The 19583-nt window shown below is 39.0% G+C and carries 16 protein-coding genes; 9 read left to right on the top strand and 7 right to left on the bottom strand.

Going from position 1 to position 19583, the window contains the following annotated elements; translation table 11 throughout:
- Positions 1-395: 395 nt before the first annotated feature.
- The 3 genes from HWQ40_RS12505 to HWQ40_RS12495 form a co-directional block, all read right to left on the bottom strand.
- The gene (locus HWQ40_RS12505; protein ID WP_292778156.1) at positions 396-1055 is read right to left on the bottom strand and encodes a sugar transferase; all 660 of its coding nucleotides are present in this window, start codon (positions 1053-1055) and stop codon (positions 396-398) included.
- 240 nt (positions 1056-1295) lie between these two features.
- A complete protein-coding gene (locus HWQ40_RS12500; RefSeq protein WP_292778154.1) occupies positions 1296-1475 on the bottom strand; it encodes an STAS domain-containing protein in 180 nt (59 codons plus the stop codon).
- A gap of 47 nt (positions 1476-1522) precedes the next feature.
- The gene (locus HWQ40_RS12495; RefSeq protein ID WP_292778153.1) at positions 1523-2338 is read right to left on the bottom strand and encodes a WecB/TagA/CpsF family glycosyltransferase; all 816 of its coding nucleotides are present in this window, start codon (positions 2336-2338) and stop codon (positions 1523-1525) included.
- A gap of 1002 nt (positions 2339-3340) precedes the next feature.
- Here HWQ40_RS12495 and HWQ40_RS12490 point away from each other — a divergent pair.
- Positions 3341-3634: a hypothetical protein gene (locus HWQ40_RS12490; RefSeq protein WP_292778151.1), complete on the top strand. Its 294-nt coding sequence runs from the start codon at positions 3341-3343 to the stop codon at positions 3632-3634.
- 2 nt (positions 3635-3636) lie between these two features.
- Here the strand turns inward: HWQ40_RS12490 and HWQ40_RS12485 are convergent, their stop codons facing one another.
- From HWQ40_RS12485 to HWQ40_RS12475, 3 genes are all read right to left on the bottom strand, one after another.
- The gene (locus HWQ40_RS12485) at positions 3637-4317 is read right to left on the bottom strand and encodes a response regulator transcription factor (RefSeq protein WP_292778149.1); all 681 of its coding nucleotides are present in this window, start codon (positions 4315-4317) and stop codon (positions 3637-3639) included.
- Entirely contained in the window at positions 4307-5758 is a 1452-nt protein-coding gene (locus tag HWQ40_RS12480) for an ATP-binding protein (RefSeq protein ID WP_292778147.1), read from the bottom strand. Before HWQ40_RS12480 ends, HWQ40_RS12485 begins: the two co-directional genes overlap by 11 nt.
- 394 nt (positions 5759-6152) lie before the next feature.
- Entirely contained in the window at positions 6153-8291 is a 2139-nt protein-coding gene (locus tag HWQ40_RS12475) for a hypothetical protein (RefSeq protein ID WP_292778145.1), read from the bottom strand.
- Between the two features lie 309 nt (positions 8292-8600).
- Between HWQ40_RS12475 and HWQ40_RS12470 the strand changes: the two genes are divergently transcribed.
- The 8 genes from HWQ40_RS12470 to HWQ40_RS12435 all read left to right on the top strand — a co-directional run bounded on the left by HWQ40_RS12470 (position 8601) and on the right by HWQ40_RS12435 (position 18786).
- Positions 8601-10049 carry a hypothetical protein gene (locus tag HWQ40_RS12470; protein ID WP_292778144.1) on the top strand — a complete coding sequence of 483 codons (1449 nt, stop codon included), beginning with the start codon at positions 8601-8603 and terminating at the stop codon, positions 10047-10049.
- Complete coding sequence (locus HWQ40_RS12465; RefSeq protein WP_292778142.1) at positions 10046-11338, top strand: O-antigen ligase; 1293 nt, start codon at positions 10046-10048, stop codon at positions 11336-11338. Before HWQ40_RS12470 ends, HWQ40_RS12465 begins: the two co-directional genes overlap by 4 nt.
- A 47-nt stretch (positions 11339-11385) precedes the next feature.
- The gene (locus HWQ40_RS12460) at positions 11386-12657 is read left to right on the top strand and encodes a lipopolysaccharide biosynthesis protein (protein ID WP_292778140.1); all 1272 of its coding nucleotides are present in this window, start codon (positions 11386-11388) and stop codon (positions 12655-12657) included.
- 122 nt (positions 12658-12779) lie between these two features.
- Complete coding sequence (locus tag HWQ40_RS12455; RefSeq protein WP_292778138.1) at positions 12780-13844, top strand: polysaccharide pyruvyl transferase family protein; 1065 nt, start codon at positions 12780-12782, stop codon at positions 13842-13844.
- A gap of 166 nt (positions 13845-14010) precedes the next feature.
- Positions 14011-14979, top strand: coding sequence for a glycosyltransferase (locus HWQ40_RS12450; RefSeq protein WP_292778136.1), 969 nt, complete (start codon positions 14011-14013; stop codon positions 14977-14979).
- 69 nt (positions 14980-15048) lie between these two features.
- Entirely contained in the window at positions 15049-16026 is a 978-nt protein-coding gene (locus tag HWQ40_RS12445) for a glycosyltransferase (RefSeq protein ID WP_292778134.1), read from the top strand.
- Positions 16027-16584: 558 nt separating this feature from the next.
- Positions 16585-17607: a glycosyltransferase family 2 protein gene (locus tag HWQ40_RS12440; RefSeq protein ID WP_292778132.1), complete on the top strand. Its 1023-nt coding sequence runs from the start codon at positions 16585-16587 to the stop codon at positions 17605-17607.
- Between the two features lie 129 nt (positions 17608-17736).
- Positions 17737-18786 carry a glycosyltransferase family 2 protein gene (locus HWQ40_RS12435; RefSeq protein WP_292778130.1) on the top strand — a complete coding sequence of 350 codons (1050 nt, stop codon included), beginning with the start codon at positions 17737-17739 and terminating at the stop codon, positions 18784-18786.
- A 30-nt stretch (positions 18787-18816) separates the two neighbouring features.
- Here HWQ40_RS12435 and HWQ40_RS12430 read toward each other — a convergent pair whose 3' ends face one another.
- On the bottom strand, positions 18817-19392 hold the full coding sequence (locus HWQ40_RS12430; protein ID WP_292778128.1) for a cupin domain-containing protein: 576 nt from the start codon (positions 19390-19392) through the stop codon (positions 18817-18819).
- Between the last annotated feature and the right edge of the window lie 191 nt (positions 19393-19583).

Raw genomic sequence — 19583 nt, 5'->3', positions numbered from 1 at the left:
AAAACGAGAAATCAAGACTTATGTATTTTTCTTTTTTCGTATGAAACCACCCTGCTCCCCTTGGCAAGGGGAGGGGAGACGAAGCGTAGCTTTGGCGGGGTGGGGTTCTTGGGGTTTAGTAAGTAATCAAGCGGACATGATATTAAAGGATGTTTGAAAAGTTTGTTGTAGTTATCAAAAGTTTTAGCTTCCTCTAAATTCCCTTTTTCAGGTGGGTTAGGGGCGAGCTAAAAGTGCCTAAAGTCACAGCGAAAAACTTTTCAAACAAGCCCTTAAATCCTCTAATCGAGTCAGAGACAATACTTCAATCTGCGATGTCTACTCGCGTTCGCCTACGTAATTTTGGAGCAACTGTTGCAAGCTTATTTTTGAGTAAACTGATAACTGACTGTACGTTAGCAAGCACCGCTCTTATTTGACACAACTTTTAAAGTTTTCAAGATTAGACTAATATCATAAACGATAGACCACTTACGTTGGTAGTCTAAGTCCATGTGAACAATATCTTCAAAGTCTTTAATACTGGAACGACCATGAGCCTGCCATTCACCAGTCATACCCGGCTTGACATTCAACCGTTCCCAGTGGTGCTTTGAGTAGTGTATCACTTCATTAGGAGTGGGAGGGCGGGTGCCTACTAGACTCATTTCCCCCAGCAGCACGTTCCAAAACTGAGGAAGTTCATCTATGCTAGTGCGGCGAAGAAACCTTCCTACACAGGTAATGCGGGGGTCATTCTCATTTTTGAATATCCGATCGCTTTGAGCTTCATTCTTAACTAGATGCTTAAGTTGGTCAGCTCCAACTGACATCGAACGGAATTTCCAAATTTGGAAGTGACGCCCATTCAAACCACAGCGAATTTGACTGTAAAATATAGAACCTGGGCTATCTAACTTAATAGCGATCGCCACAGGAATTGCTACGAATATTGTAATCGATAGCCCGATAATAGCACCCAAGATGTCAATCATTCGCTTGGCTTTACTGATTACAGAGGGATGAACTGGAAGTTTAACTTTAGGAACAGTATGGGTATCATCTAGAACTTCCATATCAAAAGGATGGGAAGTAAAGGTATTAGACATGGTAATTGCAGTTTCAGTAGGTTAAGTTTATGAATTCGATCGTTTGTACATTTACTTGTTTCAGTAACCTGTAAAAGCGGAAATGAGATTTCCTAATAGGTTAAGTAAGTAAATATGTCACCAGTCAATCTGTTCTTTAAGATATTTGCAATGACGGTAGCGATCAATACTTCATGTTTAAGCATTCAACAGCGTTACAACGGCATCCTAATTCTCATAAATTTCAAACATTGAATCCATCTGAGTCAGTTCAAAGATCATCCGAACAGGTGCTTGCAAATTGCAAATTACCGAACGACAGGCACTTGAACGTATAGACGAAACCCCTTTAAGTAAAGCGGTTAAGCCTGAACTATCTATAAAATCTACTTTGACTAGATAAATCACCCAAAGAGTAGTGTTACAAGCAACTTTTAATTAGTATTGGTGGTGAATTAAAAGTTCAAATCGTTTTCAAATCCAGACTTATTTCGTGCAGCTAATGTGATTTGGCTACCTTGTTCTTCACTTTGGCGTCGAGCAAACGCGTAGGTTAGTACTAAACGTAAAAAGATAAAGTTGCCTAGAAGATAGCGCTGCCAAAGTCGATTCGGTTCCATTGCCAGTCGCCACAGCCACTCCATGCCAACAGAGCGAATTGGATAGGGGGCACGGGCCACACGTTCAGCCATAAAATCGAACAGACCACCCACACCCATACAAGTGATACTAGGCAATTGGCTAGCGTATTGGTTAATCCAAATTTCCTGTAGGGGTACGCCCATTGCCACTAACAGCAGGTGGGGGCGGGCTATCCGAATAGCCTCTAATACTTGCTGCGTTTGTGATTCAGGAAAATAGCCATGCTGAGTTCCGGCAATTATCAATCCAGAATATGCTTTCTTGAGTTTAGCTGCCGCTTCTTCAGCTACACCCGGCTTACCACCTAGAAAATAGACAGATAAACCTTTTGCTGCCCCTTCTTTGCACAAAGCCGGAACTAAATCAGTGCCATTGAGATTATGCACCAATGGTGTACCCAACAAAGCGCTACCCCAACGAACTCCGCTCCCATCTGCCAACAACAAATCACTCTGCTGTAACGCCTTTGCCAATGCTAGGTTTTTGGCAGCAGTTACCATAGTGTGGGCGTTGGCATAATACACGCGACCACCCTGCCGCTTCAGCAACTGCACCAGCAACAGTTCAATTGCTTCGTATAAAGGCATACGATCAAAATCAGTATCGAGAAAACTAACTCGGTCTGCCATATAATTTAATGCTCGCCATCTGGAGTTGCAAAATAGTAGAATTCAGAGCATTGCCCATATTTTCTGCTCACCGGAAATTTACTGACAGGTTATACATTAATCGACACAAAGAACTATGGCTGCTGGTAAGTGAGCATTACCTGCAACAAAACTAAAATCTTTCATCTGTCAGGGCTTTTGAGATACTTAGCTTTTTAATGTGTAAGTACCATAAAAGATTTGATTCGAATTGAGAGTTTATTCACAAGGTTGAGTAAAGACCTAGTGAAACCTACGTATACTTTCGTACGCAAATACCGATACAAAATACTATCTGATGGCTACTTAAATTATTTTTTATACAGTATCCTAACGAGGAATAAAATTATCCAGCTAACTATCCGTTTGGCTGTAGCGTACAGATAGTCTAAATTTCATAATAAGATAAGTAGGCACGATAAAACAAACGTATGTTTAATTTTTTCAAAACTGTACAATAACCCATTTCTAAACTATTCGATGAATTTACATTTCTTCACATAGCTTGGTTTTTTAACGCCGATTGACTGACTACACCACATAAAAAACCAAAAAAATCAGAGCTTTGACAACTACAGAAATAAGATAACAAACAATTATTGCCACGCAGAATTGGTGTTGAACAGATGATATGTTGAGTGAAAATATTTCAAGTAGCGAGTGAGAAGTTTTGTTTCTCTCGTGATTTCTATAGTCAGGTAATAATGGCAGTCTGTGGACTTGTCAGATTGCAATTTAATTGCTTATGCTTTTTATCTGTTAATGACTTGAGCCTATCTGAGAAAAAACCAATCTTTATTCTTTCTATCTTTTTGCTCTAAAGTGATGATTTAGCTTAACTTATTCGCCCAAAACCTTATTGTTAGGTCAATTCAACACTTATGATCAGCTACGCTGGGCGGTTACGCCATCGCACTTCCTTTACGATCGCTAAAACCATTGTTGTATAGTAGGCATTTCCCATTTGCAGATAAGTCTAAATATATGAAAAGACACCGAATTATGGTTATTGGTAGCAATGTCATGACCGTGCAGCGCGTCAGCAGTCATTGCCTAAAACAAAATGCAGAAGTTTTTCCATATTATTGTATTCCCACGCCTGAAGAGATAACTTTGTTTGAACCTCATGTATTGGTGCTATGTCTACCCATACCTGAGCAATTCCAGCATCAACTACTTCAGCCTTACATTTTGTGGTCAGAACAACTCGTGAATGACATCTCACCACTGGCTACCACTTTTACAGAATTATCTGCCTGTTTACATAAATTCCTTTAAGCTTATATCAACCCTTGACGTACGGCTAAAGCTGCTGCTTGGACGCGATCGTCAACGCTAAGTTTATTGAGAACCATACGTACATAAGACTTGACGGTTCCAAGTGAGAGGTAGAGTTGGTTGGCAATCTGCTGGTTTGAGCGCCCTTGTGCAATAAGTTTAAGAATCTCGCGTTCACGATTACTGAGAATAGGTTGCGCTATTACCTGAGATACAGGAACATCGGGAGCGACAGCGGTTGACCTAAGCATCCGAGCGACTTTTTGAGCTATTAAAGGATCTAAATAAGCACCACCTTGAAGTATCAATTGAATGACGGCAATGAGCTGTTCCCATTCAATGGTTTTAAGACAGTAACCATCAGCACCAGCTGCAAGCATCCCCATGACCTGGATATCGTCGTCGAAGGCACTTAAGGCTAGAACACAAGTAGTCAAGCAGTTACTTTTTATCTGCTGGGTGGCTGTAATCCCATCCATAACTGGTAGATCAATATCCATTAAAACTACATCTGGTTGGAGTTGGCTAGCTAATTCAACAGCCTCTTTACCGTCCAATGCCTCTCCAACTATACTAAAACCAGGTTCTAGGCTAAATTGCCCTTTCATCCCTCGGCGGATTAAAGGGTGATCATCAACTAATAGAACCCGCACAGTTTTCTCTTCGTCAATATTAGGTATCATTCTTGCTACATTTGGTTGTATTCTGTTCATCGTTGCTATCAACTTTATTTATGGCACTTGGGAGAGTAAACCAGAAAGTACTTCCCTCTCCAAGAGAACTTTCAACACCAATGTATCCTCCGTGAGCCTCAATAATTTGACGACATAAATACAGACCAAGCCCACTTCTTCCACGATGCCCTCGTCCTTGAATAAAGCGGTGGAACAGCTTTTCCTGAGCTTGCGGTGCAATTCCTGAACCGTAATCACGCACCGTAATCCGCACTTGCTCTTCTGTATAAGGCATTATCTCAATCAGAATTTCCCCGTTAGGCTTACTTACCCGTACAGCGTTATCAAGTAAATTTTGTAAAACCCTTTGAATTTCTAATTCATCACCATAGACAGTTGGCAGCAATTGAGAAGTTTTACAAATGAAGGCTAACTCACGTGTAGATGTTGCTTTTATCTGACCAATTACTTTAATTAAAATCTTTTCCCAATTCAGGCGATCGCACATTAAACAAGCGCTGCCTGCTTCATAACGGGAGATATCTAAGAGGAGTTCTACAAGCTTAAGTAGATCCTCATTAGCTTCATGGTACTCTTCAAAAACTTCTTTCCAAGTGTCATTTACTGAACCAAAAGCTCCTCTGAGCATACAATCTAAAGTGTTACGAGTAGCAAGCAAAGGAATACGTAGGTCGTGGGAAAGTGCAGATATCATGTCTTCAAGCTGTTGGTTACGCACCTCAATACTTTGTTGACGGTGACGAGTCTTATCAGCCATCGCGTTAAGAACTCCAGCTAGTTGCCCGATCTCATCTTTAGAAGAATGGGAGAGTTGCACTTCCATTTGTCCTGCTTGCCAAAGTTTACAAACTTGTGTGAATTTGTTTAATGGAAGTTTGACTCGCCAATGCAACAACTGGAGATTTAAAATTGCGACTAACAAAATGATTAATGTGCTGAAAATGTTTATCGCAGTGTTAATATTATTCAAGTACTGTACACGATTGTTGCGAACCCTCAAAAGCATCTCCTCGTGCTGAATGAGTTTCCCAATCTCGTTGTGCAAGGAATCAAATAAAGTGCTTTTTATCAGAGCAGAGTTGCTGACAGAACCAGAAAGCGCTTTTTGCTTTAACTCCCTTTGCCACTGGTTATAGATATATCTAATTTTATCGAGTTGCTTTATTTGAGCAGGGTTGTCTTGTACGAGATTGTACAGATGGTTGAAGCTTTTGTGGAAGCTGGGCTTCTTCTGACGATAATCTATAGGATTAGTTCGTCCTTGACTGGAATTTTCCAGAAAACCTTTTTCTTGATTATCTATTACAGCATTGAGTAGACGTTCTCCTTCTCGCCCTACGAATAGAGCATGAGTTACCTGGTCAGATGCCTCATGATTTAGGTGTGCTATCAAGAGGTTGAAAACTTGCTGTCCAGATAAAAACAACACTAGCAGTAAAATACTAGTATGCAGAGGGTTTAAAAAATTACCTTTCCTAGATGAGTGAATTAAGAAAGGTATCAAGCTAATAGCTATCACTATCTAATATCTCTACCACCTTAATTAAAGTTACCTAGAATACTACTTAAAACCCGTATACTACAGCACTACAAAAGCTTTGCTGGTGTTAAGCTGTGATTCAAAAGCGTTAACTGTGCGTGTATTACATATCAATATCCTTCATACTAACAACCCAATTGTATTAAATAACGTAGCAGAAATCATACTACTACCTTTTTTACAAAAATTAACATAATACATAAAAATTAATAGTCTTTTAGCTTTGTGGTTTTCATCCAACTGATGTCAATTGGATGAAATAAATACTTAACAGTAATTTTTTTTACGTAGTGCCATAGTAGATTCCTCTACCGTTAGTGCCAATAAAGACTAGTCCAAATTTCTGCCAGCTAGCCTCCATCACATTCGGCTCATTGCCCATAGGTTGGTGTAAAAAGGCGATATTTATCCATGTTTTTCCTTTGTCGAGAGAGCGAAAAACTCCTTCGCCCATACCAGCAATTTCCCCATACAAATACAGTGCAGGAATTTTGCTTCCCTTCCGTCCCTTACCAAGGGCGAATAAATAAGCTTTTTTCACTTTAGGAATCTGGGCAAATTTCAGACCACCATTTGTTGAGCGATAAAGTCCGTGAGAGTTAAGACTGAGCCAGACTTCGCCATTAACCCCCGGAACTGTTTTGAGCATAGACCAACTTTCTGAAGGCAATAATGAGTTTACAATCCTAAAAGATGCGCCTCCATTCTTACTACGGTATAATTTGCCACTACTGTAGTAGTAAAAAGTGTTGCCATCTAATTTGTCAGCTACTAATGGTTGACCCCAGTACCACGGGCCTTTGGGGCCTTTGGGTAATCCTGATACTTTGCTCCAAGAAAATCCGCCATTGGTTGTGCGAATAGGCTGTCCTTGATTAATAATTGCGACAAATAGATTTGAATTTGTTGCTGACATCGCTACACGCAACGGCATTGTGTTCTTCGGAAACGAGGAAAATTTTTTCCATGTCAGTCCCCCATCTCCCGAAGTTGCTCCCGTATAAGCATTGTTCCATCGATTACCACCAACACGTACCATTTGTGAAGGATTGCTTTCGCTATAAGCAAGGCCATAGGTATCCTGGAACCGAGGACTATTTTTGCCGCCAAACTGCGTACATGGGTAGACATCTAGCCCATTGCTGTGGTTAAATCCATCCGTATCAGCAACACCGCTCAACAATTTAGAGCCACTTCGAGGTGAGACTAGTGCAAAGCTAACTACCTGTTCATGTCCTTTTTCATAGTTCGACCAAACAGATGACTCTGCGTTGATGTTATCTGTCCGCCATGTTCCATACCAGTCTGTTAACCATAACCGTCCAGGAGTTTTTGGGTCAAACTCAATAGCTGAGGTTGCGGAGGCAAAATACCACTTAGGCCACCAGGGCACTTGAGGTTTCAAGGTATGCTTTTTCTGTTGCCATGTAGCTCCACCATTATTAGATTGAAATATTACACGATCGTTTGTTGTGGAAACATACTGGTCATAAACAATTAAAAGGTGATTGGGATTTTCTGGATCTACAGAAATGGCATTAAATGTAGTTTTCGCGTTACTTGGTGTGATATTGCTCCAAATACTGTTTGCATATTTGCTAACACCTGACGTATGCGTTACATACAGAACTTTGTCCTTTGCGAGAGCCATTCGATTCACTTGTGATGGGCTTCCTGGTATTTTGCTCCAGGTAAAACCCGCATCAGTGGATTTATATATGCCATTTCCATAGGCATTGCCATAGACTAGTCCAGACACATTTTTGTTAAATACAATACCTGCAATTCCAATATTTGCTTTCGACTTGTCAGGAAAGGATGTAACCTTGCCCCATGTTGTGCCACTATCTGAAGACTTCCATAGCCCATTCAACCGCGAGCCAAATAAAATAACATTGGAATTAAAGGGATTAACGGCTAGCCTCTCTCCTAGCCAACGTTTAGTTTCATTGCCACCCATTGGCAGGTCTATTTTCAGCTTATGCCAGGTTTGACCGCGATCGCTCGATTTAAAAATTGTTCCTAATCCACCCCAACTAGTAGTATATTTCCCTGCTGCGATGTATACAATATCTGGGTTATTTGGGTCAAGTGCTAAGGCTTCTCCCCCGTAGTAATTGCTGTGTTGCAAGCTAAATATATCTGTTAGCGGAATCCATTTGTAGTCTTTTGAATTCCAACGATAAAAGCCACCCATATCAGTTTTGATGTAGGCTAAATTTCGCTCTCGTGGATGCAAATAAATGCCTGTAACATAACCACCTCCTCCGATAGATACATTAGTCCAGTGATAGCCTGATGTAGTACTCCAACTAGATTTAAGGGGTGTAAATTTGACGACAATAGCCAGCGCAAGTATAGCAATACAAGTTGTTTTCCCTAGCAGCCTCCAGAAACGGCGATCGCTCATTGCTATTTTCATGAGATTTGCAAGTATTTACTTTAAAATACTTTACAGGAAGTAAATTATTTTAAAGTAAATTAGGTACAGCTAGGTGGATATCTGGGTGGATAATTTTATTGAACCCTAGAGGATGCTGTCTGCATTGATACAATATTGACCATCAGGCAGTTTTCTCATTGCTGTTTAAGAAGGAAACTTTACTAAGAAATATTAATAAATTTTTAAGCAACGATGTAGTACTATCCTGTAAGTTTACTTAGGCAAATCGCAAAACCCCACCTAGACTTTGTAATTCCGCAGCCAATTCCCGACTTTAAAGGATTTTTAATGGCCAATCATACAGAAATCTCTGCGGGTTACCCTAGCAGTTCGAGCAAATTAGTAGCGAAACAAGGATGTTGGCAGCGTTACTTACTTCTAGGTCTAGCGACCAACATAGCGTTTTGGGCTTCAACTTTCCTTTATCTAAAGCTTACACCACCTACCTACACTAGTTCTTCAGCTGTTAATCTGCCAGGAGCATGGTCAAATGCCAATATTAATTTACCAGACATTGGCTATGCTAATTATGAAAATGTGTCTCCATACGCTGCTCTTTCTTCTCAAGATCCAAGAGAAATTTATAAATTTATTGCTGAAAGCGACCCTATATTAAAAGCGGCAGCAGATCAACTTAATATGTCTTTAGAAGAGTTTGGCAAACCTCGGCTCAAGCTAATAATTAATACTTCCATGATGAGCGTTGACTTTGAAGGCACGAGTCCCGAGGAAGCTCGAAATAAATCTTTAGCTTTTTACAAAGCCTTGCAAGCAAGACTCAACTTGCTACGAAATCAAGAAGCTGTTCAAAGAGATATAGGTTATCAAACGTCCCTGATTTCTTCGCAAAAAAAATTAGCAGCTGCTCATCAGCGCCTTGCCGATTACAAAGCACGTTCGGGTTTGAACTCTGAAGATCAAATTAAGGATCTGACAACCAACATTGAACAGCTACGTAGACAACGAGCTGAAATAATCGGTCAACAGCAACAGGCTACTACTCGCCTAGCAGAATTATCGAATAATTTAAAACTATCTGCTGGACAAGCTACAGATGCTTTTACCCTTCAAACAGACCAGATATTTCAACAGAACTTAAAAAATTATAGTGATGCTAGCGCTTCTGTGGTTGTTTTAGAATCCAAATTTTTGCCTAACCATCCGACATTAATTGCAGAGCAAGCGAAAAGAGACGCTGCTCAACAGGCCCTGCTAGCTCGAGGTCAGTCTCTTTTAGGGCGAAAAGTTACTTTGGCAGTTCTAAAGCAGTTAAGCCTTAGTAGCAATAACTTTGGTAACAGCGCTCCTCGAGACGCTCTTTCCCAAGAACTAGTTATAGCTCAGGTAGACCAAAAGGGATTCACCGCTCAAGCTCAAGCAATAGAACAACAGATTATCCAGCTTGAGAGTAGGCTCAAGAATTTAACACAGTTGGAAAGCACCTTAGATTCACTGAAGCGAAATACGCAAATTGCTGGAGCGGTCTTTTCCTCCAATTTGACCAGACTGGATATTGGCAAGTCGAATACCTTTGGCTCTTATCCACTGATTCAACTTGTTATACAGCCTACATTACCTGAGAACCCGACTTCACCAAGAGAGAAGTTGGTTTTACTAGGTTCAACTTTCGGCTCCCTTTTCGTATCCCTTGGACTGGTGTTACTTTGGTGGCGCGAACGTAAAAATTTAATATCTGATAAGACTGTGAGTACAGAGAGGAAGAGAATGGAACAATGAAACCTCAAAACTTTGAAGAAAGTCTTGTTTGGTATTGGATAATTAGTACGTATGTATTTTATTTTATTGGTATTTTATATCCTGTAAATTTCATATTAGCCTGGATACTGTTTTTTTACCTATGTAAGCGGCTTTGGAAGCAAACACCGCACACTAGTATTGCAAAAAGAATCAAAGTTTATTGGATACATTGGGTTTGGATTGTCTCTATTCTGGTCATAGCGATCGCTACAATTGTAGGCTGTATAAATTATGATGTAGGTACAAATCAAACTCTTAGGTCATTAATTAATTGGTTTACAGATTGGGCATTGCTAGCACTATTTCCATTAAGCGGCTGTCTCAATATTCGACCACAACTAATCTATAGAGTCGTCTGTATCTTATGCCTTCAAAGTTTGATTTTAATTCCCTTCTTTTATCTAGCTTGGATATTACATTTGCCTGCACACCTATATTCTTCTCCAATTGAAAGATTAATCCAGAATGGTGAGCTTTTTTACAATGTAAATCTTTATGGTAGTGATTACGGTACGAATGATATCCGTCTATTTCTATTTGCACCTTGGGCACCTGCGCTAGGTCTTATTGGAAACATCTACTTCTTCCTTGCTCTTGAAGAACGTAACAATAAGTGGCGCTGGATTGGTATAGTCGGCTCTTTAGCTATGAGTATAGTATCTGTTTCTCGCTTATCTTTTATAGCTTTACCAATAGTTTTCATATTAGTTTTGTTGCTTACAAAAATTACTAAACCTACTACGCAAATTGTGATCGGGTTTGTTAGCTTTTTAGCAGGTATTTTTAGCACGGCACTTCTTGGTACTATTAAGGATACTAAAGAAGCATTTTATAATGCTAGACCGGACTCTTCACGAGTGCATGAAGCCTTAGGTGTAATTGCCTTGGAGAAATGGAGAGAAGCTCCTATATGGGGTCATGGTTTTCGAGAAGCACCAGGGCCTAAAGCATTAGCAGAAATGCCTATCGGTTCTCACCATACTTGGTTTGGTCTCTTGTTTGTTAAAGGGATAGTTGGCTTCATCGCTTTTTTAGTACCAATTTTATTGAGTTTTATAGTTTTGCTGATTAAAGCACAGAAAAGCACAACTGCCAGGGCAGCATTGTATTTTCTTGTCACTCTATTACTTTTTACATTTAATGATAGCCAAGAGGCTTTAGGTTACTTATACTATCCCGGTTTAATCATCATGGGAATTGCATTTAAAGAAGAAGTTCAGCCTCCTAAATCTTCTCTTCATCAGAAGCCTGAAGCAGCTTATATTTAAATTTTAACTTGATAAAAAATATATAATTGTCTCTTAAGGATGGCCTCATGTTAATCAAAAAGCTAAGGCAAAAATTATCTAGCCAATATGTGCGTAATGTTGGTTGGATGGGGGGAGCGGAGTTAGTGAATCGTGTGTTCCGATTGGGAACAACAGTTACTTTATCTCACCTGTTAAATCCCTACGATTATGGATTGATAGCAATCATTTTGACTACCAATGAATTTGCAACTGTTTTTACCTTAAGAGCTGGAATTGGATCTAAGATTGTTCAGGCATCAGAGAAGGATCTGAAAATTATTTGTCAGACATCTTACTGCCTTAATTGGATACTATGTGGAGTCATGTTTATTATTCAGTGTACTGCCGCTTTACCAGTTGCTTGGTTTTATAGTAATAACCAAATTATCTTACCTATCTGCATTATGGCATTAGTCTACTTAATGCTGCCAATCTTTGCAGTTCAGTCTGCCTTAATCCAGCGAGAGAACCGCCTTAAAATTACAGCATTATGCAATGCCACGCAGTCGATCCTAATCAATATTCTCACTATAGGTTTAGCTCTATTAGGGATGGGAATGTGGGCTGTTGTTATACCTATTGTTATTACAACTCCAGTATGGATTGTTATCAATCTTATGAATCATCCTTGGCGGCCTACGATGTCGTTTAGTTTTAATAAGTGGCAGGAAGTTGTTAGTTATGCTAGAAATATTCTTGGCGTTGAGTTACTAAATAAGCTAAGAGCTAATCTTGATTACCTGATCATTGGACGTTTTTTAGGAGTCCAGGCGCTAGGAATTTACTATTTCGCTTTCAATGCTGGGTTAGGAATCAGCATGAATGTCATAAATACAATGACTTGGTCTTTATACCCCCATCTTTGTGCCGCTCGGGGAAACGTTAAACAGTTTCAAGAACGTTATTTTAGTAGCCTCAAAACATTTGCCTTAATTGTATTTCCATTGGTTTTGTTACAGTCAAGTCTAGCTCCATTTTATGTACCAATTGTTTTTGGACAAAAGTGGGTGACAGCAATTCCAATATTGATAGTTATCTGCTTGTCAGCACTACCACGCCCATTTGCTGATGGGGCTTCTATGTTACTTAACTCTGTAGATAAAAGTCATATTAATCTTTACTGGAACCTAATTTTTACTGTGATTTTTACAATTTCATTACTAGTAGCTGTGAAATGGGGAATTTTTGGGGTAGCTGTTGCGGTGCTCATGACTCATATATTAGCATTACCTCTTTACAGCATTTGGGCTAGTAAATATGTTTTATCTAGAACTCAATCTTTATCAATTGCAAAATAAAAATTAAATAGCTCTCAGTATTTAATTAAAGCTAAGTAAAAATTTGGCTTTTTATATAAATAGCTTCTTCTAACGACACTCATTCATTGAGAAATAACAATAATAGCGAGTAACTAAAATTAATGGCTACCACACAACCGGAACAGTTGAAAGAACTTCTGCATAAATCACTAGGAAAATTAGAGACATTTCAAGAGTGTGCATTACTAGACTATCCTGATTATCCTAATATTGGCGATCACCTTATCGGGTTAGGTACTGTACTTTATTTAATCAATGTGCAAAAAACAAAAATTAAATATACTGCAAGTCCTAATAACTTTTCTAGCGAAGTAATGGAACAAAGAATTGGAAAATCTGCTATTTTCCTGCAAGGAGGAGGGAATTTAGGCGATCTTTGGACTGCTCATCAAAAATTTCGCGAACAGATTATTTCCAAATACCGGGATCAACCAATAATTATCCTACCACAAAGTATTTATTTTGTTGAACCAACCAATTTAATCGAAGCAGCAAATGTATTCAACTCACATCCTAATTTGACTTTGTTTGTCCGTGACGACTACAGCTATGAACTTGCTCTAAAATATTTCTACAACTGTCAGGTAATTAAAGCACCTGATATGGCTTTTGAAATGGTCAACTTACCTGGTCTATTATCGAGGTCTAACCCCAGCAACTCTATTTTGTATCACTATAGAAATGACAAAGAGTTGAATCAAAGTAATTCTCAGACTTCTATTGATCTCCCTAATTTAGTTGTAGAAGATTGGACTTCTTTCAAATATGATACAACTGAACGTATGGAGCGAATTCGGGAAGGCTTGCAAAAAGGTACAGTGATTCCTGGTGAGTGGATATACCGACATCTCTGGAAATACTTCCATCATTATTCCTTTGGATTCAATAGCTTATATAACTCCTCAATGCATCTTAAATCCTTAAGTTATATGCATCATGGAATGTATCAATTCAAGCAACATCGTCTAATTATTACAAACCGCTTGCATGGGCATATTCTCTGCATTCTTATGGGTATTCCTCATGTATTTCTACCTAATGCTTACCATAAAAATGAGGCATTTTATCAAGCTTGGACTTACTCAATTCCCTTTTGCAGATTTGTAAAAGAACCTTCACAAATTCAGGTGGCTGCACAAGAACTATTGGAACTATTCTTAAACTAACTAGTTTATGCTCTGCCTACACTAGGAATTACAAAAATCCTTTTACTTTCCATCTGGTTAAACTCTATGACCGAAAACGACTCATGATACAAGCCCCTAAATTTATTTATGGGGATCATTAATTTTGAATTTTGAATTTTGAATTTTGAATTCGGAGCGAAGCGACGTGACAACTATATCCGTTATTATTCCCGCTTACAATGCTGAACGCACTATTTTAGAAACGATAAAATCCGTTCTTCAACAAACCTTTTCTGATTTTGAGCTAATTGTTATTAATGATGGCTCAACAGATCGGACTTTAGAACTACTGAAGACTGTTGAAGACTCTCGTCTCAAGATTTTTTCATACAGCAATGCTGGTTTATCAGTAGCTCGTAATCGTGGTATTTCTCATGCCACTGGAGAGTTTATTGCATTTCTCGATGCCGATGACTTATGGACAACTGATAAATTAGAGCTACAACTAGCAGCATTGCAAAAACATCCAGAGGCAGGACTTGCTTATAGCTGGACTCTGAACATGAGTGAAACAGCAGAGATTTTTCACCCTGGTCATAATGTAGTCTATGAAGGTAATGTGTATGACAAATTATTACTCAGTAACTTTATTTCCAATGGTTCCAATCCTTTAATTCGTAAACAAGCAATTGAATCTGCTGGAGAATTCGATCCAACACTTTCTTCCGTGGAAGATTGGGATTATTGGTTTCGTGTAGCAGAACACTGGGATTTTGCAGTAGTTCCCAAACCTCAAATTCTCTATCGTCACTCTTCAAAATCTATGTCAACTAAAGTTGAGAAGATGGAAAAATATTTGCTTATTGTCTTGGAGAGAGGCTTTCAAGCAGCACCACCAGAGTTACAAAATCTTAAAAACAAAAGCCTAGCAAATATCTATCAATATTTAACGGGCATGGAGCTGGCTCATGTGACTAATAGAGAACAGGTCAACCAAGCTGGTCGTAAATTGTGGAAGACGGTTTCTTTATATCCCCAGATTTTGCTAGAAAGAGTAACTCAGCGTTATTTAATGAAATGGCTGGTAATGCAAGTTTTTTCTCCTCGAATTGCTAAGTACTTGACTCGACCTTTTTCCTTGGCTAGGTCTGTTGCGGTTCCAAGGCTGCAATAGAGGCTGTTATTAATAAAGCAACTTTTGATACTAATTCGCTAGTAGAATTTAGCAACTTATTGAAATCATATGCCAACTATATCTGTCATTATTCCCGCTTATAATTCTGAGCGCACAATTGTCGATACAATTGTCTCAGTACAACAACAAACTTTTTCTGATTTTGAGATAATTGTGATCAATGATGGTTCAACAGACGGAACTCTTAAGCTACTGGATGAGCTAAAAGATAGTCGTCTAAAAGTCTTTTCCTATGAGAATGGAGGTTTATCAGTAGCTCGTAACCGTGGTATCTCTCATGCCAAAGGAGATTTTATAGCCTTTCTTGATGCTGACGATTTATGGACAGCCGATAAGCTAGAACTTCAGTTAGAAGCTTTGCAGAAAAATCCAGAGGCAGGTGTTGCTTATAGCTGGACTTATTTTATGGATGAACAAACTGGAAATTGCCATATGGATCAGCCGATCTTTTTCCAAGGTAAGGTTTTGGCTAATTTATTAACCTGGAACTTTATTGCTAGTGGTTCAAATCCCTTAATCCGTAAGCAAGCGATTGAATCTGTAGGAGAGTTTGAACCTTCAGTATCAGGAGCAGCAGATTGGGATTATTGGCTACGTTTAGCTGCAAAATGGTCGTTTGTTGTAGTTACTAAACCGCAAATTTTTTATCGTCAATCTTCCAATTCAATGTCATCTAAAGTTGAATTTATGGAAGACTGTCAGTTCAAAGTATTAGAGCGAGCTTTTCAATCAGGAGCGCCAGAAATTCAAATATTGAAAAATCATAGTTTAGCTTATGTTTACCGATATTCTTGTAGGCTCTGCCTAACAAGAATTACAGGTGATGAAGGAGTTGAAAAAGCAAGTAAGAAATTGGGGAAGGCAATTCAGTTATATCCAAAAATTTTACTGGAAAAGGAAACTCAAAAGCTAATTATTAAATTGTTGTTGAAAAAAATACTTGTAGAAAATATTTCTGGATACTTGCTCCAGATTATTAGTAAAATTCGTGTTACTCATGTTCAAAAATTAAATATTAATGAATAAAGAATCGGTTGAGGTAAGTTGTAGTACTTGCCACTTGCTAACTCAATGGGATAGTTACTTAGAGGATGTTTGAAAAGTCGTATTGTCGCTATAAAAACTTCTAGATCCCCCTAAATCCCCCTTATAAAGGGGGACTTTGATTCCGGTTCCCACCTTTTTAAGGGAGGTTAGGGGGGATCTAAAAGTGTCTAAAATCACAGTGAAATACTTTTCAAACAACCTCTTAGTCTTATTCTGGATAATGGTGGAGCGATCGCTTGCTAAGAATTTCAATCAGACTATCCACACGCAGGATATAATGTATTATTAAATACGACATTTGTTTTAAATAACGAATACTAGAAGGAATTATCTTACATTATCCGGTGAAAAGTTAAGAGGTGGGGTTCGTCCTCTGACTAGACGGATAGCCAGGTGGATAAATATCTCACTTTTTTAGATGCTATCACTAAAAGGTGCGATCATATCCATCAGGTAGTATTCTCATTGGCATATCAAATATTACTGTACTATCAGTAAAACCTGAGATCAAAACTGAAACTAAAGTCGGTCTGGAAAATGAAAAAAGTTTCTGTAATTATTCCGGTTTATGGAGTCGAAAAATATATAGCTGCTACTGTACAATCCGTTCTTGAGCAAACCTATACAAATTTCGAGCTTCTAATTATCGATGATGCTTCTTTGGACAGGAGTATAAATATTTGTCAGCAATTCACTGACCCCAGAATTAAAATTATTCACCAGGCAAATCGAGGGGTATCTGGAGCTAGGAATACTGGTATTCGCCATGCTCAAGGAGAATATTTAGCTTTTTTAGATGGAGATGATCTTTGGTTGCCAGAAAAATTAAAAAAACAAATTGCTCACTTAGAAAATTCACCAGCAGTCGGTGTTAGCTTCAGTCGTTCTGCTTTTATTGATGAAGCTGGACAAGCTTTAGGTACGTATCAGATGCCTAAGCTTAAAGAAATCACGCCATCCTATTTACTCAGTTGTAATCCGGTTGGTAATGGCTCGGCTGCGGTAATTCGCAGAGAAGTTCTGGAAGCGATTAAATTCCAAGATAATCTTTACGGTACTAACGAAGATTGTTATTTTGATGAACGCTTACTCCAATCAGAAGATAACGAATTTTGGATTCGTATTTCCATTAAAAGCAATTGGCAAATAGAGGGTATTCCAGAACCCTTGACCTTGTATCGGGTTAATTCCAAAGGGCTTTCAGCAAATATGCTCAAGCAGTTAGATTTTTGGGAAAAGCTAATTGAAAAGACACGCTCTTACGCTCCAGAAATATTTACTCAAGGGGAAACACTAGCTAGAGCTTACCAGTTGCAGTATTTAGCTCGTAATGCTGTACGACTACGAGAAGGTTCAATGGCTGTAAAACTAATTAATCGAGCGTTAATAACTAACTGGCATATTCTTCTTGAAAATCCAAGAAGCACACTTTTGACACTGGTAGCAGCCTATTTACTTTTACTCTTACCTCAAAATGTTTACAATAAATTTGAAGCTCTGGTTTCAAATAATATAGTAGGGGCTAACCAAAAACGTCGTATTCTTCAAGAAGATATCTAGAAATAATTAAGAACTTTTCTATAAATAATTAAGAACTTTCTATGCCTAAAGCATAATTAGATTTCTTGCATAGTGCATAGTAAATTTAATTAGATATTAATTAAATAAAATCAATAGGAATAGTCAACAATGAAGAAAGTTTCTATCATTATTCCGGTTTACAAAGCAGAAAAATATATAGCTGCTACACTGCAATCTGCTCTGGAACAAACTTACGAAAACTTCGAGATTTTAATTATTGATGATGGTACTCCTGATAAGAGTATAGAAATTTGTCAGCAATTTACAGACTCTAGAATTAAAATTATTCGTCAAAAGAATCGGGGTCTACCTGGGGCAAGAAACACTGGTATTCGTCATGCACAGGGAGAATATTTAACTCTTTTAGATGCTGATGACTTATGGTTGCCAGAAAAATTAGAAAAACACGTTAAGCATTTAGATAATTCGCCTAATGTCGGGGTAAGCTTTAGCCGCTCTGCTTTTATTGATGATAATGGCAACCCTTTAGGTATTTATCAAATGCCTCAGATGCAGGGAATAACTCCAGCGATTATCCTTTGCCGCAATCCAGTTAGCAATGGTTCGGTAGCAGTAATTAAAAGAGAAGTTTTTGAAGCTATTGAATTCCAAGACAATCTTTACGGTACAGTTGAAAATTTTTATTTCGATGAGCGATCGCGCCATACTAATGGTGACTCAACAGATGTTGAATGTTGGTTTCGGATGTCTGTTAAGAGCGATCTGCAAATAGAGGGTATTCCTGAAGCTTTGACCTTATATAGGGTAAATTCAGGGGGACTATCAGCAAACTTGCTCAAGCAGTTAGATTCTTGGGAATTGGCAATCTCTAGGGCACGTTTATACGCCCCAGAAATAGTCAATCAATGGGAAACACTGGCTAGAGCTTACCAGCTGCGGTACTTAGCCCGTAGAGCAGTCAGCCTGCAAGATGGTGCAATGGCTGTGAAGTTAGTGAATCGAGCATTAGCAACCAACTGGCATATTCTCTCTAAAGAACCACGCCGTACACTTTTGACCCTGGGAGCTGCCTATTTCCTTCGGCTTTTGCCCCAGTTCCTTTACAGTCGAATTGAGACTGTTGCTTTAAAGACTACAGGATATACTCAAAAACAGCGCATTTCACAAGGTTTAGGGGGGAGCAACGCGATTTCGTGAGGTCGGCTAAAGGACGTGCATAAATGAGCTTTAACGCGGCTTTTGGAGCGCATCACTCACTTGAGTACCTGTATAATTGGGAACCCAACCTTCGGCGTTGGTGCAGCCCGCCGCAGGCATCGCAAAATAGCGTACTCCTTTGAAATTCAACGATGCAGTTGGGCTGCACCAATGCTCAACGCCAGCGGGGATATAGAGATAGTCTTGTGCCTGAACTAAAAGCTGTACCTGGCTGCCATCAAGTCGCACGAAGCCATAAATCATTTCTCCTGACAACACATAGAGGGGTTCAGCCGCAGGATGAGTATGGTAACGACCGTAGGTTGCGATCAGGTGGTGAAGATTGAACGAACCTGGATGCACATTTAGTAAGTCACACCAGAGAGCGCCATTTTCTTGCTGAAGAAATTCAAAGACGCTGTTATGGAGTTCTACACAATAACGTTTCTCGGCCTCAGTTAAAACGTCCTGGTCTAGCAGATTAGGGAAGAGTAGCGATGTTCCTGGGTCATAGTGTTTGAGTTGAATGCCAAGAGGCGCAAGTTCACGAGCTATTTCGTCTAAATCGCTCTCAATCGTACCGTCGTCAAGTAGTAGGTTAGCCATGACAAAAAGACTAATTAACTGTTAAGAAGAGTATACTCAATTTCGATTTAAAAAACCACTATTCCCGATTGACAAACCGGGGAATGGGGAATGGGGAATGGCGAGAATTATTGAACAAGTTCCTTCCTTGTCTCTTCCCAATGCCCAATGCCCAATGCCCAATGCCCAATGCCCAATGCCCAATGCCCAAT

Origin of the sequence: Nostoc sp. NMS9 (assembly GCF_017114995.1) — a bacterium.
Classification (GTDB): domain Bacteria; phylum Cyanobacteriota; class Cyanobacteriia; order Cyanobacteriales; family Nostocaceae; genus Nostoc.
This window is presented reverse-complemented; position numbering and strand designations above follow the sequence as displayed.